The following is a 25,707-nucleotide window of genomic DNA, read 5'->3' on the forward strand; positions in this document are numbered from 1 at the left end:
AGAAACTGTATCATTAATGAGTCTATAATCAATTGATAAAATGAAAATTTTTATCTTGCATATTTCTCATAAAAATATTAGCCTTAAGCATTCCAATTACTACTATCATTAATGGACCTATCACGGGTAAGGAGTTCGATTGTAAAAATTCTTGATTCTTATGAAGCTGATATTGAGAATATTGAATTAAATTCAAGAGACACATTGATTTTGACGATAAAAAGCACAAATAGAGAAATTAGTCTACATACTTGTGGTGAAATTTACAGATCGATTTTATCATTGCTGGTAAATGAATTTTCTCAAAGAATTAGATTTGAAATTTGCATAAAGAAAAACTGCTAACGTGAATATAAAAGGAGAAAAAATATGTTAAATATGAAAATTGCTGTGAGTTTTTTCAAAGATCTTGAAATTTATGCTCATGAAAAGGGTTTAGATCCAAAAGATACTCTGAAAATCATGGAAGATGCTATAAAAGATGCTATAATTTTGACTTATAAAATACCTAACATAATTGTTCATATAAACAAGAACGATAACTCTATTGTAATTTTCAAAAAAATGAAAGTAGTGAATAATGTGAGGAATCATTTAACTGAAATTAATGTAGATATGGCGAGAAACACTCACTCAAAAGTAAATATAGGAGATTTTATCGATTTTCCCTGTGATTTTCCTAGCATGGAGAGGCTTCTTGTAAGAAAAATTAGAGATATTTTTCTGAAGAAAATCAGTTCTCTTGAAAGAGAGATTCAGTATCAATTTTTCAAAAACAAAGTTGGAGAAATCATTACCTGCCAAGTAAAAAGTATGGAATTTGGAAATATTATTGTTGATATAAATCAAGGAACTGGCTTGTTAAGAAAAGAGGAATTAATAAATGGAGAAGAGCTTCGCATGTATGAAAGAGTCAAAGTTGCAATATCTAGAGTGATGAGAAGAGATAGCGGATTTCAAGTCTTACTTTCTAGAACAAATAACGAATTTTTGTTGGGATTATTTAAAATAAACGTACCGGAAATTCATGATGGATCTATAGAAATAAAATCTGTCGCAAGAATTCCAGGGAAGAGAGCAAAAGTTGCCGTCTCATCAAGAGAATTGAGATTAGAACCAATAGGTCCATGCGTTGGACCTGAGGGTCAGAGAATAAAAGCTATAAGTGCAGAGCTTAAAGGAGAAAGAATAGATGTGGTTTTGTGGTCAAGTGATAAAGTGACTTTTGTAGTGAACGCATTATCTCCAGCTGAGGTATCAAAATTAGTAGTTCATGATCAAAATATAACTGCAGTTGTTCCAAACGATCAGGTTAATATTGCTATAGGAGTAGGAGGTGCCAACATAAGGCTAGCATGTAAATTAACCAATAATAACATCAAAATTGTTTCAGAAAGCGACTATAATCAGCAAAATGCTGAAAAAATAAACAAAATTATTGATGATTTTATTAGAGCTCTTTCGATAGATGAATTTATGGCACGATTTTTAGTAACAGAAGGATTTATGTCTTTTAGTGATATTATAAATGCTAGTATAGATGAAATTGCCTCTCTAGATGGTTTTGATTCTGATATTGCACAAGAACTTCATTCTAGAGCTAAAAATTTCTTGATCGAAGAATGTTATAAGCTCAATGTTAATGAAGATTTGATAAAATATGAAAAGCTCGACTTGGGATTAGTGTTGATATTAGCCCAAAAAGGAGTGAAATCTCTTGAAGAACTTGCTGGATTAGATATTTACGAACTTAGTGAATTTATAGATTCTCCTATGTTTACCGCAGAAACAGCTGGTGATATTATAATTGATGTGCGCAAGAGACTTGGATGGTTCGATGAGTAGTGATGATAAAGATAGAAAAATTTTGAGTTTAAAAATTACTCCGTCTTCTGGAAAATCTTTACCACCTCAGAAAGTCAAGCAGAGCTTTTCTTATGGAAGATCAAAAAATGTGGAAGTGGAAATCGTTTCTCCTCGTAACAAGAGTTTGCCGAAGAATGATTCAGAAAAAGAGGAAGGTGTAGCTTCTTTTGGAAATTTGACTAAAGATGAAATTAAAGCAAGGTTAGATGCTTTGAAAAATATGAAAGTCAATCAGAAAGAGCATTCTGATATAGTAAACTTAAACGAAGAGGATGTTGTGGAAAGTTCTGTACAAAATAGTACCCTAATTTTCGATAGCAACATTCCTGATATTGTTGAAAAGCATGTGATAACTCATAAATCGAAGATTCAGATCAAAGAATACGAACATAAACCAACAGCAAAAGATACAGATATAGATTCTGAAAGAAATTATAAGAAGAAAAAGAAAGAAAAGTTGTTTGCAAAAGAAGATGTATACATTCCGGATGTAGATGATGATATAGAAGAAGGTGTTAGCATAATCGATGAATTATATGAAGAAGATATTCAAAAAGAAGATGTTCATTCATCTGTTCGACACAAAACAAAGATAAAAAAGACAAATAAAAATAATGAAATTTTAGTTTCTTCAGGAGGAATAGTGATTGCTGATCTAGCACATAGACTTTCCGTTAGTGTAGGAGAAATTGAAAGAATAATTCAATCTCTTGGAGGCAATATTAATGATAAGAAAATACCTCGAGAAATGGCTGATATAATCATAGAAGAATTTGGAAAAATTTCAATTTCAAGTGATCCAGCTCAGAGATTAATCGAAAATGCAGAAAAGTCTTTCCGCCGCCCTCCTATAGTTGTTGTTATGGGGCATGTTGATCACGGCAAGACCTCTCTTTTGGATAAAATGAGAAACGCCAGTATTGCAAGTCAAGAGAAAGGAGGAATTACTCAGCACATAGGTGCTTATACTGTAAAAACTGATAAAGGTAATATAACTTTCATAGATACTCCTGGACACGCTATGTTTAGAGATATGCGCGCTAGAGGTGCTCAATTTACTGATATAATTGTTCTTGTGGTTGCGGCAGATGATGGAGTTAAAGCTCAGACATTAGAAGCAATTCAGCATGCTCAATCTGCAAAAGTGCCAATAATTGTTGCTATCAACAAAATTGATAAAGATGATATAAATACTGAAAGAGTGAGACAAGAACTTGCAGAACATAATGTTATTGTTGAAAAATATGGCGGAGATGTAATGGAAGTGCAAATTTCAGCTAAAACCGGTCAAGGAATAAAAGAATTGCAAGAAGCAATTTTACTTCAAATGGAGATGATAGACGCAAAGACTTATGAAAAAGGCAGAGCTGTGGGAGTGATTTTAGAATCAAAAACAGATAAAGGAAATGGTCATATTGCAACTGTTATCATTCTAAATGGAACTCTAAATAACAAAGATGTTTTTGTTTGTGGTAATGATGTTGGTCGAGTGAGATTTATGATCTCCGAAAATGGACAAAAAATCAAATCTGCTGGCCCTTCTTGTCCTGTTGTTGTTGCTGGATTTGAGTCGATACCTCAAGTTGGAGAAAAAATTCTAGTTTCAAGAAATGAGAAAGAAGCAAAAGCAGTGGCTAAACAACGAAAGGAAAATGAGTTGTCAAAAATCAAAGAGAAAGATCTATTGTATGAAGTTAGAGATCGTGTCAAAAAAGGCAAAGAATTAAATTTTATTGTAAAAGCTGATACAGCGGGTTCTATGAATGCTATTGTTTACGCCATAGAAAGCATGTCAGAGGATAATGTTAAAATTTCAGTCATGCATTCAGATGTAGGAGACATATCTGAAAATGATATATCCATTGCTTATCTTGGAGATGCAACTATAATCGCTTTCAATGTAAAGTCTCTTGTCGGGAAACCTAAACCCCAATATGCGAATGTGAAGATTCAGCATTATGGAGTTGTTTACTCGATTATCGATGATATACAATCCTTGATTGCAGATAATACTGAGCAAAAATTCAATGAGATATTTTTGGGATCTGCAGAAGTGATTCAGATCTTTGATATGAAAAATGATAATAATGATAAATATAGAGTCGCAGGATGCGTTGTCAGAAAAGGATCAGTATGCAAATCTCAGAAATTTAGAATAATCAGAAATGGGAATGTAATTGCTTCGCATGTAGATGTAATTTCTCTTCAGGTAAGAAGAATAGATGAAGATGAAGTTTCTGCAAAAGAAGAGTGTGGAATTGTTTTCAAAAAATACAACAATGTGCAGATAAGAGATGTCGTTGAGTGCTTTAAATTGGAGAAGATATAAAATAAAAATATTTGAACGGTATGATTTATCTGGTAATATCAGTGCTTAATAGTCCAGCAAATCTTCAAAAAGATGGAACACAATACGATTTACCAATTGCATTAAGTATACTTTCAGTAATGGACATAATCGATAAAAATTCACTTAAAATACAGATGCTGAAAATTCATTCAGATACAAATTACAATAATTGCACTGGGAATTGCTTTAAAGGATTGTAACTTTACATAGACTTAATGAGTTAATAATACAATTTATTATAAGAAAACTAAATTAAAAAATCTTTTTAAATGCATCTTCAGCTTCATCAGTAGAAAAGCCAAACTCTTTGAGAGATAATTTCCCAACCCACTCAGCAAAATAGTGAGATTCTGGAGTGCTATGATAAACATCTAAATCTTCCAGATCATTCTTATGGTTATCGTTTATAACTCTGACAAAAATCTTCCCGGAGCATTCTTTTTGAATTCCATAAACCATATTTATTGATTCTTTGACATTTTTGAGGTTTACAATAAAAACTCGAGCATCACATAATTTCAATATTCCTGAAATCATGTCTTTTGTTGGAATTCCGTATACAACATTCAAACCTTTTGATTGTAATTCTTCAACTCGATCGACTTTGCTATCTATAAGAATGTAGTCAATATTATTGAAATTAAACAATTTAACTAGTATTTCTGATACATTATCATAACCAATAATCACAACTTTATCGGATATACTTTTTGATATTGAAGGCTTAATGTGTTTTACAAATTTGTGAGAAAAATAACGAATGAGCACATCAAGAATCGGTGCAATGATCATAGAGCAAGATACTGACATAAATATTATATCTTTAATGTATTGACCTAGCACAAGCTTTGGATTTCCTAGCAATACAAAAGCAAATTCTCCACAGCCTGATATCAAAATTGATATTCTCATGCTAACAATCATAGAAAGACCAAATAATACTGATATTAAAAACATGATAAAAAACTTTACAATAACTAATCCAATCGTTACGTACATTATTTCATATGGATGATGCATGATTGTTTGTGGATTTATTTGTGCACCAATTATTATGAAAAATATTCCTAGTAATATTCCGCGAAATGGTTGTATATCAGCTTCAACTCTATGTCTATAATTTGTTTCTGATAACATCAAACCCGCTAAAAATGCACCAAATTCAACAGAAAGACCAGCACGCATAGTTATCATGCTGATTCCAATAATTGTTGCAAGAGTCATCATCATAAATATATCGTGAATTTTCTCTTCAGCTGCAATTTTAAATAACGGTTTCAATATAAACTTACCTAAAACTATACATAAAAAAAGTGCAACACAAATATTATTAGAGACACCAGCAATTGCATCTACGAATTTCACATCGCTGTAGAGCAATTTTGATAAAATTACTATAGGAACGACTATCAAATCCTGAAATAACAAAACGCAAAAGCTTACTCTTCCTAATTTTGATGATAATTCAGATTGCTGAGATAAAATCTGCATTGTTAATGCCGTAGAAGAAAGAGATAAAGATGAACCTATCAATATAGAATCAAATATCTGAAATTTCAGCAAGAAATGACAAATTGCTATTAATGTTGCAGCCGTAAAAAAAAACTGACTCCCACCTAATCCAAATACGAATGAACTTAGAGTTTTTAATCGCTTAAATGACAATTCAACTCCTATATTGAATAGAAGCAAGATTATTCCCAGTTCTCCAAAAAATGCAATTTCTTTTGTATCTTGTAACATTCCAAAGCCATATGGGCCTAAAACAAACCCAGTAATCAAATATCCTAATGTAGGCTCCATACCGATTTTCTTTAATGATAAAGTAAACAATATTGAAACAGATAGTAGAGCAAAAAAGATGTTGAGATATTCCACTATGAAAAATTTACATACAAACATATTATGTGATTATACTTAATATATTCAAAACACTCCAGAATTTTTATTCCATTCATAGTAATTTATTCAATTTGTTCATTTTTTTTAATCTCTGTTGTACTATCTGAAATATTATTTATTTTTTGCTGTGAATTTCTTTGTTAGAAATTATGGATGCCAGATGAATACATATGATGGAGATAAAATGTCCGATGTATTGCTATCAATTGGTTTTAATAAGAGTCAATCTCTTGACGACGCTGATTTTGTCATTTTAAATACATGCCATATAAGAGAAAAAGCAAGTGCTAAAGTATATTCCGATTTGGGAAGATTGAGCAAAATTAAAATGCAAAAAAAAGACGAAGGAAAAGATTTTATTATTGCTGTCGCTGGGTGTACAGCTCAGGCTGAAGGGAAAGAAATTTTAAAAAATGCTCCATTTGTTGATTTAATTTTTGGTCCACAAACTTATCATAGACTACCAGAAATGTTGGAGAAGTTAAAACGAAAAACAGGAATAAAAGTAATAGATCTTGATTTTCCAATTGAATCAAAATTTGATTTTTTGGTTACTGTAAATAATTCGTCAAGAGTTTCAGAATTTCTATCAATTCAAGAAGGATGTGATAAATTCTGTACTTTTTGCTGCGTTCCATACACGCGTGGACCAGAGTATTCTCGTCCTGTGAATGATATAATTAAAGAAGCTGAGAAGCTTGTTGAGAATGGATGTAGAGAAATTACTCTTCTCGGGCAAAATGTAACAGCATATCACGGGTTGTACGAAAATCATGAAGTGAATATTGCATTTTTGATCGACAAATTGAGCAAAATTGATCAATTGCAAAGAATAAGGTACACGACATCGCATCCTCGTGATATAAATGATGATTTAATAAGAGCTCACGGAAAAGTAGACAAATTACAACCATTTTTGCATTTACCTGTACAATCTGGCTCAAATACGGTCCTAAAACACATGAATAGAAAGCATACAATTGACTTGTACATAGATATAATAGACAAATTAAGAAATGTATGTCCAAACATAGCATTTTCATCAGATTTTATAGTTGGATATCCTACTGAAACAGAAGAAGATTTTGATATGACTTTAAAATTAGTGGAAAGAGTATATTTCGCTCAAGCTTATTCATTTGCTTATAGTCCTCGTCCTGGAACTCCAGCATCTATTCTGCCTCAACTTAGTCATGATGTGAAATTTAATAGGTTGTACAGACTGCAAAATCTCCTTAACGCACAGCAGTTAGAATTTAATAATTCATTTTTAAATAAAGAGCTTTCCGTATTAATAGAACAAATTGGAAAGGATAATACTAGCATTAGCGGAAAAAGTCAGTATATGCAAACTGTTCATATAGATATGCCAAATAATTGGAAGGAAATGATAGGAAAAACATTGTATGTTAGAATTACGGATGTTTACAAAAACAGTATGCGTGGAGAAATAACTTGAACTTCTTTGAAGTTTTTTTTGAATCATTATTATCAATTTGGTTGTTTAATATCAAATAGTAAAATCGTACTCATAAACTTGTTCATAACAAAAACATTGTGAGATGTAACTGCAGATAGAGCTAATATCTCTTTTGCTTCTTTATATTTGAAGATTTCACTCTATCCATGCATTGACTATTGATTTGCTAATCACATCTCATTGATGCACTGCCTAATCATACTCATAAACTTGTTCATAACAAAAACATTGTGAGATGTAACTGCAGATAGAGCTAATATCTCTTTTGCTTTAAATAAGTGATGTATATATGATTTTGAGTAACGAATACAACATGTGCAATTACACTCATTTTGAATCGGAGTCTTATCATTTGCATAAATTGAATTATTTAAATTTATGAACTCGCGATCTTTATAATGAAGAGAAATTTCCCTATTCGATGAGAAGGTTAATTGTAAGAGATTGGATTTTACCGTATCGTACGATGGCAATATTAGAGCACATCCATGCCTAGCAATTCTAGTTGGATGTACGCAATCAAAAGTATCGATGCCTCTTGATACACCAAAAACTATATCTTTCATTCTTCCAATACCGAGCAAGTGAATTGGTTTGTGAATGCTATATTTTTTTAACATATTTGCTGTCATCTCTACTATCTCATACATTTGCTCTTGATTTCCGCCAAGAGATCCACCAATTGCATTTCCGAAAAAATTTTTGTCTGATATAAATTTCGCACTTTCTTCTCGAAGATCTAAATATACACCTCCTTGCACAATGCCGTATAAAGCTTGTTGATAAGAGTACTGCTTTTGAAGATCAGAGAATGCACTTAGACTTCGATATTCCCATTCATGACTACGTCTCATTGAGTTTGCTGTGTATTCTTTAGGAACATTAAAAGCAGTACATTCATCAAATGCAAAGCATAAATCTGCACCCAATTTCACTTGAATCTCCATGGATTTTTCAGGAGTAAGCATATATGTATCGCCATTAATATAAGATTTAAATATTGCACCATCATTAGTAATTTTCACCAAAGATGATGTATTTTGTATATGCGCTCTCTTTATTTCAGAAGAAACAGATCCGTGTCCGAGGCTAAATATCTGAAACCCTCCTGAATCTGTCATCATAGGACCATTCCAGCCAGTAAAATTATGCAATCCACCGTGTTCAAATATTATATTTTCACCTGGTTGAAGCATAAGATGGTAGGTATTACCTAGTATTATTTGAGTCCCATTTTGCATTACATTGTCTATACTCAAGCCTTTTATAGATGCTTTAGTTCCGCAAAACACAAAAGCTGGAGTTTGTATCTCTCCATGAGGAGTCTCTATACAGCCAGTTCTACAGAGCGCAACATAATTATGCAAAAAAAACCTAAATTTGTTGTACATTGTTGACAAAAATTAACGTTCAATGAGAAGTTTGCACGAAATTTACAACTAACTCAATCGAAAGTAAAAAAATGAAAAATACTGTGTAATGTGTGTAATATTATGTTTTTGCACTTGTCGATGTTAAAATATTCATTTCTTTTATGTGAAAATTCACACCAAACCTCCACTGATAGATATAACTTGTCCTGTGATATATGATGATTCTTTGCTTGCCAAATATACTACTGATGAAGCAATTTCATCTACTGAACCAAATCTTTTCATAGGAATATTTGCTAATATTTTTTGTTGCATTTCATCAGATATTATTTTTGTCATGTTTGTTTCTACAAATCCAGGTGCAAGACAATTAACAGTAACTCCTTTTGCTGCAAGTTCTTGTGCTAAGCATTTACTAAATCCAACCAATGCCGCTTTACTAGCACCATAATGAGTTTGTCCAGCATTTCCCATCAATGTTCCAATTACGGACGATATATTGATAATTCGTCCAAATCTTCGACTACACATTCCCATAGAGAAATGCTTGCATAATTCATATGCAGAGAGTAGATTTACGTTCAGAATTTCTTCAAAATCCTCTCTTTTACTTCTCCATAATATTTGATCTTTTGTCATACCAGCATTATTAACTAATATATCAAACTTAATTTCCGACAATTGATTAATGAGACTTTCCACAGACGATTTATCTCTGAAATCGCATACAATATATTTTGCAGAAATACGTTCACTCACATCTTTCAGAGCATTTTCATTTCTTCCGGTTATCGTGATATTTGCTCCTTGATTAGCTAGAGCAATTGAAATTGCTCTTCCTATTCCATTTGAACCACCACTAACAAGTGCATTCATTCCACTTAAATTAAACATGAAATTCAAAAAAAACAATAACTTAAGATACCAAAAAATATTAATTTGTAGAACATTTAGTCAAAAACAATTACTGCAGGAATTTTGTATTCGTTCGATAATTTTAAAGTTGTACACACATGATGATGTTGAAAATAAATATATGTATATAGTGACTGTCAAAATTATATTGCTTCAAAAAACTCAAGAATAGATGGATTTCGATAATAAACTTGAATTTTTAAAAAGTGCACACTAAAGCATTCTGCTAATAAAAATGTAAAATAACTAGTAAAAACATCATTCTCATTTTGCTATATTCTTGCTACAATGCTCACGTCTTTGCAAATTAAATTATGAGCGACGTAAGTACCGGCATGATTGAATTCTTTAAGAATTACGGATATTTTGCTGTGTTCATAGGATCAATGATTGAAGGAGAAACAATAATAATTGCAGCTTCTGTTTTGTCAAGTGCAGGTCATATGTCAATATACAAAGTCATTTTTCTAGCATTTTTAGGTTCTGTCATATCAGATCAATCATGTTTTTTGATAGGACATAAGTATGGTAATCGTTTCTTAAAAAAATTCCCTAAATTCAAAAAACATTACGATAAAGTTATAAGTCTATTAACAAATTTCGAAACTTTATTCATATTTGGATTTAGATTCATATATGGAGTAAGAAATATCAGTCCTTTTATCATAGGATCAGCCGGAGTATCAAAGAAAAAGTTTTTTGTTCTGAACATACTTGCTGCAGCAATATGGGCAATAGCTAGTTGTTTAATAGGATATTATTTAGGTGAATTCATACTAAATCTTGGATCCTTTCAGCAATTTATTTCACTTGGTGTAATTGGATTCGTTTTTGCAGGAGTGTTTTTGTGGAAAATTATTAAATTTATCAGAAATAATAAATCCAAGTAATTTGACTTCTGGCATTTTTGATTGCTTTTTGATTGTAAATATCGTAAAAATGGATGTGATTTTTTTAGTTGTTAAATGATAGGCAGTTTAAATAAAGTAATACTTGTTGGTGAGGTTGATGGGAATGTTGAGGTAAAAGTAAGCTCACCTTCTGGAAGGAGAATGGCAAAATTTTCCTTAAAAACCACATCTTCTTGGGTTGATAGAGACGGAACTCATAAAGATAGTATAGAAAAACATATGGTTGTCGTTTTTAATGAAAAACTTGTTAATGTTGTTGAGTCTCTGCGAAGTGGAGCAAAATGTTATGTCGAAGGATCTTTGCAATATTCTAAGTGGCAGGATAACAATACTGGTAATTACAGGTTTAGCGTTGAAGTCGTTTTACCGCAATATAGAGGAACATTGGAAGTGCTTGCGCAAGATAATTTCTCAAGCATGGGTTGTGTTAACAAAGTAATGCTCATAGGGAATTTAGGGAAGGATCCTGTAGTAAGAGTTTCAAGTACAAATGGTAAGAAAATTGCATCGATGGTTGTGGCTACTTCTGAAAGTTATAAAAATTCTGAAGGTAACAAGATGCAAAAAGTAGAGTGGCATGATGTTGTAGTATTTAACAATCACTTATCGCAAGTGATTGAACAATACGTGCGCAAAGGTACCAAATTATACTTAGAAGGTAATATAAGATCTAGAATTAGACAAGATGAAGATGGGGAGCGTCAGAGTACTGAAATCATCATCCCTATGATAAATGGAGATATGACTATATTATCTCCGAGTTCAAAATCACAGACGAATGACTCTCACAGCGGGAGTGATGATGATAATGATTACGATGATGACATGCCTTTTTGATTGAAATTTTTGTAACAAACATTGTATGAAACGGTGTTAGAATATAAAAATCACAGACGAATGACTCTCACAGCGGGAGTGATGATGATGGTTGCGGTCAGAATTCATTCTACAGCCGGAGTGAATGAGATCTGCAATTTGCAATGAAAAAGCTATTTTGCTTCTTCAATTCCAGACATTTCCTTCTTTGACTGACAACTCTGGTTGAGATGTATTCGAGCAAATTCAGCCTCAGATAAAACTTTGCCCCATATTCGAGCAAATTCAGCCTCAGATAAAACTTTGCCCCATATTCGAGCAAATTCAGCCTCAGATAAAACTTTGCCCCATATTCGAGCAAATTGAGCCTCAGATAAAACTTTGCCCACATTCGAGCAAATTCCAGAGCCATCTCTTGATCGAAAATACTTTCGTGCACTGAACCCAATACTTCGTAAATCAATGTTGTATGTTTTAAACAATTTTATGTAAATTTATCAACAATTACACTGACATTATCAATTTCATTAAAAATTATGTTAAATTTATTGAAAGAAATAGCTTCATTTTTTGATTTAATTCTTTGAAAATGATTTGATTCAAGTAAAAAAAAACCACGCTCCATAACTTTATCGTATGACATACTATCAAGTAGCTTAGATGCACTTAATAGAGAATTAACCTTCTTTTCAACAATTTTATTGTAGTTAATTTGATTAAATTTTGTCGATAATAAAGATAGTAACTTGAATTTTTCAGAAACATTTTTTTGTGGTATTAATATACGTTCAACTTTTGTTGATTTATTGTAAACATAAAACTTCATTGATGAGTACAATTTTGCCACAAATTCGTCATATCTTCGAATATATTGATTAAGCATAGTTTCTATCGATCGCAATGAGTTTGCTTTTATAATCAATTTGCTTTCTGCATTGCTTATTATCATTTTGCTTTTTCTATACATAAGTTCTATTTTATTATCGATCCATTGAGTTAAATCAGATCTCAGAGGAGCTACCATTTCTGCTGCCGCTGTAGGTGTAGGAGCTCTTAAATCTGCTGCATAATCTATTAATGTAGTATCAGTCTCATGTCCTATTGCCGATATAATTGGGATTTTACTGTTAAAAACAGCTCTAACTATTTCTTCTTCCTGAAATGTCCACAAATCTTCAGGACTTCCACCTCCTCTAGCAATTATAATCACTGCAGTTTTGTTGTTATTACACAATTCTTGATTTGCCAAGCTTATTGCATTAATAATGCTTTTTATTGCCCCATCACCTTGCATATTTGATCCAAATATTCGTAAATCGCACACCATTCTATCGCGCAATCTGTGAATAATATCTCGAATTACAGCTCCAGTAAGTGAAGTTATTACTGCAATTGCTGACGGAATGTAAGGTAATTTTCTGTTATTTGAGAATAGTCCCTCTGCGAGTAAACGCTTTTTTCTATCTTCCAGCAATTTCATCATATCTCCACTACCTGATAAAGTTATGCTGGCTACAATTAGTTGGTATTTCGATCTCATAATGTATGTAGTTAAGCGAGCAGAGCAAATTACGAGAAGGCCATTTTCAAGCTTAAAATCAATTTTAGTACTTCGCCAGCTTATACAGTCTACAACTGCGTTTTCATCTTTTAGAGAGAAATATACGTGCCCAGAACTGTGCATAGTTAAACCGGAAATTTCTCCTTTTATGGAGATAGTTGAAAAAGTATTTTCCAATGAAGATTTTACCAATTTCGAAAATTCGGTTACAGATAAAGGTAGTGAAGTTTCGCTCATAGAAAAAGTTGTGATAATATCAATCATATTGTGATTTATTATGAAGATCAATAATAAGTAGTGTAAGTTTAATCAATACATTCTCTTTAATAATGAGAAATTATGGTAAGTTTTTTATAAAAATTCTCACTTTACACATAAAAACACACTTTATATTAAATACAAACATCATTATTATACAATTTCTTGCATTTGTAGATGTTAAATAATATTTGTGACATGATATATCATGGTCAGATGCATAAATTAGCTTCAGGAGGTAAAGGTGGTCAAGGCAATGTGCGTTTTAAAAGTTTAACTAAAATTAAGCAGTGTATTGAAAATTCTTACTTTACACTTTGATCGTTCTGAATTTTATAACGATTAGATCGAAGAGTAAAAATCACTTCTGGGATTGTTATATGACATTATCCAACTCTGAATTTCACTCAGCTGAAATATTCGAGTATTAGATTTAATTCTAACTGATACAGATTTACTGATTAACTCTTTTTTTCCAATAATCATTACGCAAGGAATTTTTTTGATTCTTATATTATCTGATAGTCTGTAATCCAGTGTTTCAGATCTATTGTCTAAAGTTGCTCTTATATTGATATTTTTGAGTAAATTTACTACATTTCTCGAATATTCGACAATATCATTTGCATCAGAAATCGGAATTACCTTGACCTGAATTGGAGCAAGCCATAAAGGGAACCATCCCTCATAATGTTCGATCAAAATGCCAATAAACCTGTGCATAGATCCTAAAATTGCTCGATGAATCATCATAGGACGTACATGTTCGTTTGAAGAATTAACATAATTAATATCTAATCTCGATGGCATTACAAAATCTAACTGTACTGTTCCGCATTGCCAATCTCTTCCTAATGCATCTCTAATCACAAATTCCAGTTTAGGACCATAAAATGCACCATCTCCAGTACTTATTATCGGGTTTATTCCACTACATTTTGTTCCTTCAAGAAGCAATGACTCCATCTTATTCCACAAATCATCATCTCCAGCGCGATTTTCTGGACGAGTGGCAAATTTTACTACAAAATTAACAAATCCAAAGTCTTCATACACATCTTTTAGCATGCTGCAAAACATTTTGGTTTCTTCGATAACCTGTTCTTCAGTGCAAAATATATGTGCGTCATCTTGAACGAATTGTTTCACCCTCATAAGACCATGTAATGACCCCGATGGCTCATTTCTATGACAGCAACCGAATTCAAATAACCTTAAAGGTAAATCTTTGTAGCTCCTGACTTCGGATTTAAAAATCTGTACGTGAGCTGGACAATTCATTGGCTTTATTGCAAAAGAGCCATTTTCTGATTCAAAACAGAACATGTTTTGTTTAAAATGATCCCAATGTCCTGATAACTCCCATAGCTTTCTATCTATCATCTGCGGAGTATGTACCTCATCATAAAAGTCATTGATTTTATTTCTCATATAATTTTCGATTGTTTTATACAAAATCCATCCATTTTTATGCCAAAATATAGATCCAGCAGCCTCTTGTTGAATATGAAATAAATCAAGTTTTCGACCAAGAGTACGGTGATCAACTTCTTTTATTTTTTCCAACATTTGTAAATGCTCATTTAGCTTGTGCTCGCTATTCCAACAAGTTCCATAAATTCTCTGTAACTGAATATTCTCTGCATCATTTCTCCAGTAGACTCCAGATGTATGCGTGAGTTTAAAATACTTCTCTGTCCCAGTTTGGTGCCCTCTAAAATTGGAAGATATATCAACAAATTCCTGATCATTCATATGCAAAGTACTAGTTAATTCCTGATCATTCATATGCAAAGTACTAGTTAATTCCTGATCATTCATATGCAAAGATACACCAATTAATTCATTTGAATCTAGTTCGGAAATTAACTCCAATCTTAGTAACTCACGATTGCTATTCAACATAGACAATGCATTCTTCAATGTAATCAGTCTTTGATTGATTTTGTAATTTTTATTTACAATTTTGTGCATTTCTTCCTCTAATCTTTCAAGATTGTTTGAGATATCTGCATTAGAAAGAGTTGAATCTTCAACATAAATATCGTAGTAAAATCCATTCTCATTTGTCGAACCAGACACTAATTGAATTGATTTACCATAAGTATTTTTTAAAGCATGTGCTAAAATACATGCTGTGTCGTAGCGTAAAATTTCTAAACCTTGAGGAGAATCAGGAGATATATTCTCAATTATCGAATCATTTTTCAATTCACTTAATTTTGTTGATAAATTTTTAAAAATTCCATTAACTTTTGCACCTACAGAGTTGACTTTCATGTTTAGGAAAAATTCATACAAAGAGATATCTTCTCTTTGAACCGTCACAGCTTTATTTTCGTATATAAAATTCAACATGATAATAATTTGCAATAATTGCAATGATATCATCAAAAATACAATAAAAATATATCTTTAGAAATAACTCTGCCAAGAGTTTTGTCAAATTAAACAATATTTCAATTGAATTGATACTAAAATCATTTCATTAATCGTTCTCTTTCTTTTGTGTTGCATTTTGATGCAAGACTTAACATATGATCGATTAGTATTGTGAGAATTTTATATTATGGACTGCAAATTAGATGATAATATACAGTAACAAGTAAATTTTAACATAAAATCAACAAATCTTACACCATCATTAGTAATTTTCACCAAAGATGATGTATTTTGTATATGTGCTCTCTTTATCTCAGAAGAAATAGATCCGTGTCCGAGACTAAATATCTTCCATCTCCTGAATCAAATTTCCATTATGAGAGCAAACATAATAAAAATATATAACCAAGCATTCCTTTACAGAACAAAGACAACATTTAAGAGTAAAATTTCTATGTAAAACAACAGTTATAGTTAATTCTTTGAAATTTTCTCAAAAACTTCTTTTAGCCCACCCACCATCATGAATGCGTCTTCTGGAATATCATCGCAATCTCCATTTAATATAGCCTCAAATCCACAAAGTGTGTCCTCTAAACTAACAGAAACTCCCTTCATTCCTATGGAAAATTCAGCAGCCTGAAATGGTTGAGAGAAAAACCTTTGAATTTTACGCGCCCTCTTCACAGAGATTTTATCTTCACTAGATAATTCCTCTATTCCAAGTATTGCGATAACATCTTGAAGAGATTTATAATGCTGCAAGATCGCTTTTGTTCTCTTTGCAATCTCAAAGTGTCTTTTACCAACTATGCTTTCTGATAAGATTGTAGAAGTAGAATCAAGTGGATCTATTGCGGGATATATTCCAAGTTTTGCAATATCTCGACTCAGCACTGTTGTGGCGTCCAAATGAGCAAAAGTTGCGTCTGGAGCTGGATCTGTTAAATCATCTGCAGGAACATAAATTGCTTGAATACTAGTAATGGACTTTAAATGAGTTGATGTGATTCTGTCCTGAAATTTGCCCATTTCACTCGCTAACGTAGGCTGATATCCAACTGCAGATGGAGTCCGTCCTAAAAGAGTGGAAATTTCAGCATTGGCTTGAGTAAACCTAAATATATTATCCACAAAAAGGAGGCAATCGACATTCATTTCATCTCTGAAATACTCAGCAATTGTAAGTCCGCTTAAAGCAACTCTAGCTCTACACCCAGATGGTTCATTCATTTGACCACATAAAATAGCAACTTTTGATTCATTTCCGTTTAGATCGATCATTCCGCTGTTGATCATTTCATTATATATGTCATTTCCTTCTCTTGTTCTCTCACCAACTCCTACGAAAACTGAATATCCGTGGTACATTCTTGACATACAATTTATTAATTCGGTGATTAGAACAGTTTTTCCAACACCTGCTCCTCCAAATAATCCTATTTTTCCACCCTTCTTATATGGAGAAAGCAAGTCTATGATCTTTATTCCAGTAAGTAATATCTCATTATTAGTTGATTGCATAGTAATATCGGGTGGATTTCGATATATTTCCCATCTTTTTTCAGAATTTATGGGACCTCTATCGTCTATTGGATCACCCACAACATTCATGAGTCTACCGAGAACCGATTTACCAACCGGAATAGATATTTTTCTCTCGCAGTCTATAAGTTTCATTCCCCTTGCAATTCCATCAGTACTGCATAAGCTCAAAGCTCTTACAACACTTCCACCGATATGCTGAACAACCTCAAAAAATCGATGGTTTTTGTCGATTTCATTATTTTCTAATCTCAACAAGGAAAATACTGATGGTAATTTTTCACTAAATTCAACATCTATAATTCCTCCAGCGATTCTCACTACAACACCAGTATTTTGTTCATACATACTATTCTACCTCCAATAACAAAAATACACTCTTCAATCATTTGCAGAGTAAGTTCCAGATACTATATCTAACAACTCCATTGTAATCTTTGATTGACGAAGCTCATTATACTCTATTAGAAGTTCACTTTCCAGATCATTCGCTTTATTTGATGCATTATCCATTAGGTAAAATCTTGCAGAATGCTCACTGACAGCATTTGTCATATATGAATACTTGATATGAGTAAATAGCAACTCTCGAGATAGATAATTGTTGCATTCTCTTGAAATATCATTAAAATATGCTCGATTAATTGGAGGATCTTTTTGCATCAATGATGTATTAATAGTCTCGTTTACGAAAATTCTGACAGATACAGAATGAAATCGGTTGTAAATTAGAGTTATTTTTGCATTAAGATCTATAATCTCAGAAATTACATCATTCAAATCATGGCTAGATTTCACAAAATCCTTTACATAATCTATGTAACGCATTTTTTCTCCAAAAATATAAATTCGATCATACTCTTTGAAATTGATTTTCTCCAATGTAGACAAGCAATTTGAGAAAAATGATCCGCATAACCCGTTATCAGCAGAAAAAACCACAAGAACTTTAATCAAATCTTGAGAATTGATTGCATAATTCTCAAGAACTTTTGACATATCGTATATACTAGAAATTTTATTGCCATATACCTTGGAATAAACTGCAATTAGAGCAGCATAGTATGCTGATGTATTTTGTAATTCAGATTGGCAAATCTTCATTTTAGCTATTGCAATAGATTTCATTGCATTTGATATCTTGTTTATTGATTTTATGACGTTTAATCTTGACTTTAGATTAGAAATTTTCATGACTAATGTGTCAAATACACGAAGAATACGATCTATTATACATGTCAAAGTAATAAAAACAAAAAAATTTATAATAAATATATGAAATTTGTACTTTTTATAAAAAATATATAAATCAATTAATAATAAATTTATAAATTTGATTAAAATTTTGCTATTTTCATTAATAATTCTAGATAGCATTGCATAATAGATAAACATGCATAAAAAATAATCATATCATGAGTGACTAAATGTCAAATTTTTGATATATTTAGTAAAATTCCGATAGTCCAATGAGGAAAGTAGTATTACATGATAAGAGTGATTTTGAATCCATGCGAAAAGCAGGAAACTTAGCAAAAAGAACTCTATGTCATGCTATAAATTCTGTAAAATGTGGAATTACTACAAACGAAATAAATCGCATTGTTCATGATTTCATTTTATCTCATGGAGGAATACCTGCGCCTCTAAATTATAGAGGATTCCCGAAATCTGTATGTACCTCAATCAATCACGTTGTATGTCATGGAATACCAGATGAAACAATTTTAAAGGATGGAGATATTATAAATGTAGATGTAACAGTTATACTTGATGGTTGGCATGGAGATACAAGTATTACAGTCCTAGTTAAAGATGAATTAAGCGATGAAAATGCACAAAAATATGAGAAACAGAATAGAATTATGGATATAACCAAACGAGCTCTTGAAATCGGAATAGATGCTGTTAAACCAGGCTGTACAACAGGAGATTTGGGATATGCAATTCAGTCTTTCGTTGAAAGCAATGGATACTCTGTTGTGAGAGATTTTTGCGGCCACGGTATTGGAAGAAAATTTCATGATTTCCCTGAAATAAGGCACTTTGGTACTCCAAAAACGGGAGTGCAAATATTACCTGGTATGTTTTTTACCATTGAACCAATGGTTAATGAAAGTTCTTGTGAAGTGAAAATTCTTCAAGATGGTTGGACGGTTGTGACTAGAGATGGTATGTTATCAGCTCAATATGAACACACAATAGGAGTGAATTTTGATGGTAGTGTTGTGATATTTACTGAATGAATTTATAGATATTTTGATGAACAGGTAAGTAAGTAATTATTTGATTTAGCTGATGATATTGTTGAAATTTGCGATGTTTGAAGGTTCTCACCAACTATATTGCGATGTTTGAAGGTTCTCACCAACTATATTGCGATGTTTGAAGGTTCTCACCAACTATATTGCGATGTTTGAAGGTTCTCACCAACTATATTGCGATGTTTGAAGGTTCTCACCAACTATATTGCGATGTTTGAAGGTTTCTCACCAACTATATTGCGATGTTTGAAGGTTCTCACCAACTATATTGCGATGTTTGAAGGTTTCTCACCAACTATATTGCGATGTTTGAAGGTTCTCACCAACTATATTGCGATGTTTGAAGGTTTCTCACCAACTATATTGCGATGTTTGAAGGTTCTCACCAACTATATTGCGATGTTTGAAGGTTCTCACCAACTATATTTTTAAAATCATGATTATGTAGATTTGTTAATGTATTTTGAGATTGACGAACATGTACTATTCATTCTATTGTTGGTCAATATTAATTTACAGGTTATTCATCACATTAATGTATTATTAAAATATTATTAAAAATGCAAGTTGTGATTTAAATTTCTCAGTAAAAACTCTATTCTTTAAGAACCACGGAATTTTGTATAAGATTTTCATTCTTCCTTCAATCACTTTTTAATTCACAATACGAACTATTATCGATCTGCACTGTATTTATCAACAGAAAGAACACATATCAAATGACGGTAAAACATTGTAATTAATCAGCACAAAGAGGTAACCGCATACAATTTTTTATGTATGAATACTTTTTCGACATTTCGGTCTTTATTCCAATAGGATTTGTAATTTTAGATGTATTACTGATAATTTTATATATTTTTCTATATTCATCAATTGCTTTTTTAGTGTCATGTTCTTGAATTGCCGAGCATATTTGCAACATTTCTCTTATCAAAAGATTCGATATAACTGAAATGATCCCTCCTGCTCCTTCAAATCCAAAAGTTAATATCGATTCATCATCTCCAGCAAAGACTTTTTCTCGAAACAAGAAAAGTATTTCATGAATTCTGCTAATATCACTGGTTGCATCTTTGATTCCGATAATATTGCTATTTTCATCGAACAATTGCTTTATCATATGAATAGGTATGTTAATAGATGTTCGTGATGGCACGTTGTACAATATAATTGGCAAATCAATTTGGCTTGCAATGAATGAAAAATGCTTGTAAAGTCCAATTTCTGTAGGTTTATTGTAACAAGGTGAAGTAATCATTATCTGATTTGCTCCACATGTTTTTGCGTCCTTAGCTTGTTCTATTGCGATTGAAGTTACATTTGCATTTACACATGCAATTACATTTAAATTTACTTTATTCTGCTTTTCATATTCTCGAGATTTATTTATGACAAATGATAGAAATTCTTTTCTTTCGCTAAATAACAGAGCACTACCCTCTCCTGTAGATCCCATTACCAATATATCTCTTACTCCACTGTCAAATTGCTCTTTCAAAATCTTAGATGTAGATTCATAATCTATTGATGGACAAATTTCATTATCGTTAATAAAAGGAGTAATCAATGCAGTTATTAGACGCATAAAAATGTCCAACTCAAATGCAGTTAAATATAATTCGAATGAGTGATTATTACAAGTATTTATAGTAAATAGATTATAATATTTGCATTAATTTTAAATTATTGCTTTTGATTGATTACGGCTAAGTGGCATTTCATTCAATTATTTTTTTTGTGTTGCTATTATAAAAATTTTCAAAAAATCAGATCATTTTGATAAATCATCAAAACTGTGAAATGAATATATATAGCTATTGTATAGTATTTCAGTATTTTTTAAGGAAGTAATTTTTCACTAACACAAGATTTTAAGTGTTTATTTTACCAAATAATTGTGTCTCAAAATTCACGAATGAGAAATTATCATATTCCAGTTGAGCCGAAACCTTTTCGATTTTGAGAATTTATTTCGAATATTTCTTTCATTTCAATTTTGATATTCTTGCAGACTACCATCTGAGCGATTCTCATTCCACTTTTTATAATAAAAGGCTCTTCACCTAAATTTATTAATATCACTTTTATTTCATCATGATAGTCCGAGTCAATAGTTCCTGGACTATTCAAGACCGTAACTCCGTGTTTAATTGCGATTCCAGATCTAGGACGTATTTGAGCTTCATACATATCGTCATCTTCTGTAATAGGTAAAATTATTCCTACTCCTGTTGGAATAATACATCTTTGCATAGGTAACAGTATTACGTTGTCGTTAACAGAAGCATAAAGATCAAGCCCGCTACTGTACTGTGTAGCATAAGTTGGAAGTGCAATAGCATGAGGAAATTTAAAAACTTGCAATAACATCAAAAAATTATCGAAGTATTATCTAAACTGTAGCAGAATTGTTTATAAAAATAAACTTAATTTTAATGTGATTCATTCAAAAAACTTTAAAAGCTTTTGGATATATTTTATAAATAAGGTACTAAATTTTAGTAAAATTGTATACAAAACAGATGATCTCTAAGAGAAAATAAGATAAATTTTATATATCTATTGATTTACGTACTCCTAAGTTATATAAACAATAATTAGTTACACGATGTATATTTTTAATAAATGAAAAATATTAATCTTACAATATCAAGTCTTAATGCAGTAAAACGCATACAAAATGTGCAGAAGATTTACATTATTACTGAGGAGGGTAGAATTTGTATTACTCCCGGACATAGCAATGTGGTTGCTAAAATTCTAGAAGGAGAGTTGTTTCTTGTGTTTGAAGATAGAGTTGAGAATTTGTATCTCTCAGATGGTATTTTGAGTTTTTTGAACAATAATTGTGAGATAATTACTAGAATATAACAAAAAAAATTGAATATATTTATTTTAATCAATATCATCAATCATTTACAATCTATTCGAGAGAACAGAATGAAAGATTCACCTATGCTAAATGAATTATCATCATTTTGTATTATTTGCTTTTTTAGTTCATTTAGTTTTAATGGCATGAATGGGAGCAAGGATCGCTGTATCGAAGTTATTACCGATAGTAATATCCATATTATTTTCATAACTTCATATGCATTTTCACTTTTTATCCTTTCCCATGGTTTCATTTTGTCAATAAATTGGTTTGCTTGTTTACTTTTTGTCATTACATAATCTAAGTACTTATGAAATTCATAATTATTAATATAGTTATTCATAGAATCTTGACAAAAATGCATAAGATCTAGATCAGAATTTAAAAAATTCCATTTCTCATCCTTGCAAATTAATTCAATTTTATTTGATTTGCAAAAAGATACCGTTCTATGAATCAAGTTACCGAAATTATTTACTAGATCAGCGTTAATCCGATTAGCGATAGATTCAAAGCTAAAACTTCCATCTTCGCCAAAAGGTACATCCCGCAAGAGATAGAATCGAGTCTGATCAATGCCATATTTATCAATAAGATCATTTGCTGTAACGACATTTCTCAGAGATTTCGACATTTTTTGTTCATTGATCTTCCACCATCCATGTGCTATTATCCTTCTTGGCAAAGGTAAATCTGCTCCCATAAGTATTATTGGCCAGTATACGGCATGAAAAATCAGAATATCTTTTCCGACCACATGATCTGTTTTTTGCATAAGATCAATCGATGATAAATCAGGATAATTCAAGCAAGTAATGTAATTGCACAGAGCGTCAATCCACACATACATTACGTGATTGTTATCATTTGGTACAGGAATACCCCAAGAAATTCTTGATCTTGAAATTGCAAGATCTCTCAGCCCGGACTTAACAAAGGAAACAACTTCGTTGTATCTCGTTGAAGGTTTTACAAAATTCGAGTTAGATTCAAGGAAATGCAGTAATCTATCCTGAAATGCTGATAATCGTAGAAAATAACAATCCTCCTTTATGAATTGAACAGGAGCACCAGTTGGAGCATTTCCATCTACAAGTTCTTTTTCATCAAAAAATGTTTCATCTCGTTCAGAATACCATCCAGAATATTCTCCCTTATATATATGACCTTTATCATATAATTTATTCCATAGACTGATCGCTGCTTTTATGTGTCTAGGTTCAGTTGTTCTAATAAAAACATAATCATCTGCATGAATAAGACAGCACAATTCTTTGAATTTTTGAGAAATTTCATCAACGTAATCTTTTGGATTAATGTTTTTGCTTTCTGCAGATTTTTGAACTTTTTGTCCATGTTCATCAGTTCCTGTGCACATCAAAACTTTAAGTCCATTTTCTCTCCAATACCTAGCGTACACATCACAAGCAATAATCGTATATGCATGACCCATATGCGGGTCAGCATTCACATAAAATATAGGGGATGTAACATTTAAATGGTATTTATTTGAGAAAATCGAATCCATTTTCATGGTAATAATACATCAATTCCTAATATACAACAGAATCGTTTTGTTTAAAATATGTTTTGTTGTTAGATAAATATATCACTTGCAGGAAGCAACAGCTTAGACACTTCTTTACGGATTAGGATTTTTGATGCACAATCGGAGTATTATGAATATTCATTCAAATGAGTTCTTCAATAATAGATACAATGCAACTTGGTTTATTATCAACAAAATTTCTTGAAGATGTTGGAATTATATTGATAATATCTTCTTTACATGTGATGAATTACTATAAGTATCTGAAATACGCAGTTTTAGTTGGAATTACTGGTATATTGATATCAATTGCTTCATTTCTGATAAGTATTTTTAATACATATTTAGTTGAATCTCATCATTTATCTAGAATAGTTGGAATCATTATTACAATGTTAGTAGGATCATTTATCGGTTACCAATCGACGAGTAAGGTACAAATGGAATTACTTCCTGAAATCATGGCTCTCCTTCATAGTTTAGTAGGATTGTGTGCGATGATGACAGATTTTAATTTTTGCATACACAGAGTAAATATTGGCAAAACAATTGAATTTGATGCGATTTTTGGCATATTCATTGGATCTATTACTTTTAGTGGATCGATCAGTGCTTTTCTTAAATTACAAAATAATAATATTCTCACAAACATTTTGTCAAAATTTATAAATATCAAAAGAGTAAATTTATTTAATGCTATTATCTTGTCAATTGTATTGATTTTATCTTCAGTGATTTTATGCCATCAGAGTATGATGGTACTATACGTGATATCTATTTTATCAATTTTATTAGGAATCACTAGCATAACCTTTATTGGAGGTTCAGATATGGCGATTGCAATCTCTATTCTTAATTCTTACTCTGGATGGTCTGCTATGTGTTTGGGATTTGTGATATGCAACAATACTCTGATCACAACTGGGATTATAGTTGGAGTATCAGGTGCAATGCTAAGTCATTTTATGTGTAAGTCAATGAATAAATCTATTCTTGGTGTTATATTTAATCATTATGCAAAAGATACACTTTCAAATAGTCTTGATAAACCTGTAAAAATGGCAAGTCCAAATGATGTTGCTTTTTCACTCATGAATTCATCCCTTGTAGTGATAATTCCTGGTTATGGAATGTCTATTTCTCGTAGTCAGCATGTGATAAAGTCTATAATGATGGTTCTTAAACAAAAAAATATAGAAGTATGGGTTGGAGTTCATCCTGTCGCTGGAAGAATGCCAGGTCATATGGATGTACTACTTGCGGATGCTAATATCGATTATTCTTTGATTAAAGGATTAAATGAAGTAAATGCTTCTATTTCTATTGCAACAATTTTGGTAGTTGGAGCTAATGATATAATAAACTCATCAGCAAAAAATGATAAATATTCTCCTCTATATGGTATGCAAGTCTTTGATGTTGAAAATGCGCAAGAGACATTCATAATAAAGCGATCCATGTCTCATGGATATGCTGGAATAGATAATCCTTCGTTTTACGCACCAAATGCAAGAATCGTTCTAGGAGAAGCGAAAAAGATTTGCGAAGATATTTTATCTGGAATGAATGAATTTTGAAGCTCACTATTGATTAGATTATGTATCTGTAAGACTTTACTCCATTTGAAATCTTTTTGTACACAACTGATACGTTGGTG

The 25,707-nt window shown here is 31.5% G+C and carries 20 protein-coding genes; 9 read left to right on the plus strand and 11 right to left on the minus strand.

Annotation, left to right across the window (positions count from 1 at the left end; genetic code table 11):
- The first annotated feature begins 369 nt into the window (after window positions 1-369).
- Genes nusA through Gromo_RS00205 form a run of 3 tightly spaced genes read left to right on the plus strand, consistent with a single transcriptional unit; the run spans window position 370 to window position 4,416 of the window.
- On the plus strand, window positions 370-1,845 hold the full coding sequence (gene nusA, locus Gromo_RS00195) for a transcription termination factor NusA (RefSeq protein ID WP_231158950.1): 1,476 nt from the start codon (window positions 370-372) through the stop codon (window positions 1,843-1,845).
- Window positions 1,811-4,195, plus strand: a complete 2,385-nt coding sequence (infB, locus tag Gromo_RS00200; RefSeq protein ID WP_231158951.1) for a translation initiation factor IF-2 — start codon at window positions 1,811-1,813, stop codon at window positions 4,193-4,195. The genes nusA and infB overlap by 35 nt, the downstream gene beginning before the upstream one ends.
- Before the next feature lie 41 nt (window positions 4,196-4,236).
- Window positions 4,237-4,416, plus strand: a complete 180-nt coding sequence (locus Gromo_RS00205; RefSeq protein WP_231158952.1) for a magnesium chelatase domain-containing protein — start codon at window positions 4,237-4,239, stop codon at window positions 4,414-4,416.
- Window positions 4,417-4,468: 52 nt separating this feature from the next.
- Here the strand turns inward: Gromo_RS00205 and Gromo_RS00210 are convergent, their stop codons facing one another.
- Window positions 4,469-6,118, minus strand: coding sequence for a cation:proton antiporter domain-containing protein (locus Gromo_RS00210; RefSeq protein WP_274381155.1), 1,650 nt, complete (start codon window positions 6,116-6,118; stop codon window positions 4,469-4,471).
- Window positions 6,119-6,245: 127 nt separating this feature from the next.
- Between Gromo_RS00210 and miaB the strand changes: the two genes are divergently transcribed.
- A complete protein-coding gene (gene miaB, locus Gromo_RS00215) occupies window positions 6,246-7,577 on the plus strand; it encodes a tRNA (N6-isopentenyl adenosine(37)-C2)-methylthiotransferase MiaB (protein WP_274381156.1) in 1,332 nt (443 codons plus the stop codon).
- A 191-nt stretch (window positions 7,578-7,768) separates the two neighbouring features.
- Here the strand turns inward: miaB and tgt are convergent, their stop codons facing one another.
- Window positions 7,769-8,989, minus strand: coding sequence for a tRNA guanosine(34) transglycosylase Tgt (gene tgt / locus Gromo_RS00220; protein ID WP_231158958.1), 1,221 nt, complete (start codon window positions 8,987-8,989; stop codon window positions 7,769-7,771).
- A gap of 153 nt (window positions 8,990-9,142) precedes the next feature.
- Window positions 9,143-9,865, minus strand: coding sequence for a 3-oxoacyl-ACP reductase family protein (locus Gromo_RS00225; protein WP_231158959.1), 723 nt, complete (start codon window positions 9,863-9,865; stop codon window positions 9,143-9,145).
- A gap of 335 nt (window positions 9,866-10,200) precedes the next feature.
- Between Gromo_RS00225 and Gromo_RS00230 the strand changes: the two genes are divergently transcribed.
- Complete coding sequence (locus tag Gromo_RS00230) at window positions 10,201-10,776, plus strand: DedA family protein (protein WP_231158960.1); 576 nt, start codon at window positions 10,201-10,203, stop codon at window positions 10,774-10,776.
- Window positions 10,777-10,851: 75 nt separating this feature from the next.
- A complete protein-coding gene (gene ssb, locus Gromo_RS00235) occupies window positions 10,852-11,634 on the plus strand; it encodes a single-stranded DNA-binding protein (RefSeq protein ID WP_231158961.1) in 783 nt (260 codons plus the stop codon).
- Between the two features lie 109 nt (window positions 11,635-11,743).
- Here the strand turns inward: ssb and Gromo_RS00240 are convergent, their stop codons facing one another.
- The 5 genes from Gromo_RS00240 to Gromo_RS00260 all read right to left on the minus strand — a co-directional run bounded on the left by Gromo_RS00240 (window position 11,744) and on the right by Gromo_RS00260 (window position 18,553).
- Complete coding sequence (locus Gromo_RS00240) at window positions 11,744-12,052, minus strand: hypothetical protein (RefSeq protein ID WP_231158962.1); 309 nt, start codon at window positions 12,050-12,052, stop codon at window positions 11,744-11,746.
- A gap of 45 nt (window positions 12,053-12,097) precedes the next feature.
- Window positions 12,098-13,438 carry an exodeoxyribonuclease VII large subunit gene (gene xseA / locus Gromo_RS00245; RefSeq protein ID WP_231158963.1) on the minus strand — a complete coding sequence of 447 codons (1,341 nt, stop codon included), beginning with the start codon at window positions 13,436-13,438 and terminating at the stop codon, window positions 12,098-12,100.
- 336 nt (window positions 13,439-13,774) lie between these two features.
- Window positions 13,775-15,790: a threonine--tRNA ligase gene (thrS, locus tag Gromo_RS00250; RefSeq protein WP_231158964.1), complete on the minus strand. Its 2,016-nt coding sequence runs from the start codon at window positions 15,788-15,790 to the stop codon at window positions 13,775-13,777.
- A gap of 498 nt (window positions 15,791-16,288) precedes the next feature.
- Window positions 16,289-17,707 (minus strand): F0F1 ATP synthase subunit beta, encoded by a 1,419-nt coding sequence (atpD, locus tag Gromo_RS00255; RefSeq protein WP_231158965.1) that lies wholly within the window; start codon window positions 17,705-17,707, stop codon window positions 16,289-16,291.
- A 33-nt stretch (window positions 17,708-17,740) separates the two neighbouring features.
- Window positions 17,741-18,553 carry a F0F1 ATP synthase subunit gamma gene (locus tag Gromo_RS00260; protein WP_231158966.1) on the minus strand — a complete coding sequence of 271 codons (813 nt, stop codon included), beginning with the start codon at window positions 18,551-18,553 and terminating at the stop codon, window positions 17,741-17,743.
- 275 nt (window positions 18,554-18,828) lie between these two features.
- Between Gromo_RS00260 and map the strand changes: the two genes are divergently transcribed.
- A complete protein-coding gene (gene map, locus Gromo_RS00265) occupies window positions 18,829-19,605 on the plus strand; it encodes a type I methionyl aminopeptidase (protein WP_231158967.1) in 777 nt (258 codons plus the stop codon).
- 757 nt (window positions 19,606-20,362) lie between these two features.
- On the opposite strand, the gene dapA is transcribed toward map, so the two are convergent.
- Window positions 20,363-21,211, minus strand: coding sequence for a 4-hydroxy-tetrahydrodipicolinate synthase (dapA, locus tag Gromo_RS00270; RefSeq protein WP_231158971.1), 849 nt, complete (start codon window positions 21,209-21,211; stop codon window positions 20,363-20,365).
- A gap of 341 nt (window positions 21,212-21,552) precedes the next feature.
- Window positions 21,553-21,996: a dUTP diphosphatase gene (gene dut / locus Gromo_RS00275; protein ID WP_231158972.1), complete on the minus strand. Its 444-nt coding sequence runs from the start codon at window positions 21,994-21,996 to the stop codon at window positions 21,553-21,555.
- 255 nt (window positions 21,997-22,251) lie between these two features.
- Between dut and Gromo_RS00280 the strand changes: the two genes are divergently transcribed.
- Window positions 22,252-22,497, plus strand: a complete 246-nt coding sequence (locus Gromo_RS00280) for an ATP synthase subunit epsilon domain-containing protein (protein WP_231158973.1) — start codon at window positions 22,252-22,254, stop codon at window positions 22,495-22,497.
- 41 nt (window positions 22,498-22,538) lie between these two features.
- On the opposite strand, the gene Gromo_RS00285 is transcribed toward Gromo_RS00280, so the two are convergent.
- The gene (locus Gromo_RS00285; protein WP_231158975.1) at window positions 22,539-24,035 is read right to left on the minus strand and encodes a methionine--tRNA ligase; all 1,497 of its coding nucleotides are present in this window, start codon (window positions 24,033-24,035) and stop codon (window positions 22,539-22,541) included.
- Window positions 24,036-24,196: 161 nt separating this feature from the next.
- Between Gromo_RS00285 and Gromo_RS00290 the strand changes: the two genes are divergently transcribed.
- Entirely contained in the window at window positions 24,197-25,627 is a 1,431-nt protein-coding gene (locus tag Gromo_RS00290) for an NAD(P)(+) transhydrogenase (Re/Si-specific) subunit beta (protein ID WP_231158976.1), read from the plus strand.
- The last annotated feature ends 80 nt before the right edge of the window (window positions 25,628-25,707 follow it).

Origin of the sequence: Candidatus Gromoviella agglomerans (genome assembly GCF_021065005.1) — a bacterium.
Lineage (GTDB): Bacteria > Pseudomonadota > Alphaproteobacteria > CAJXXZ01.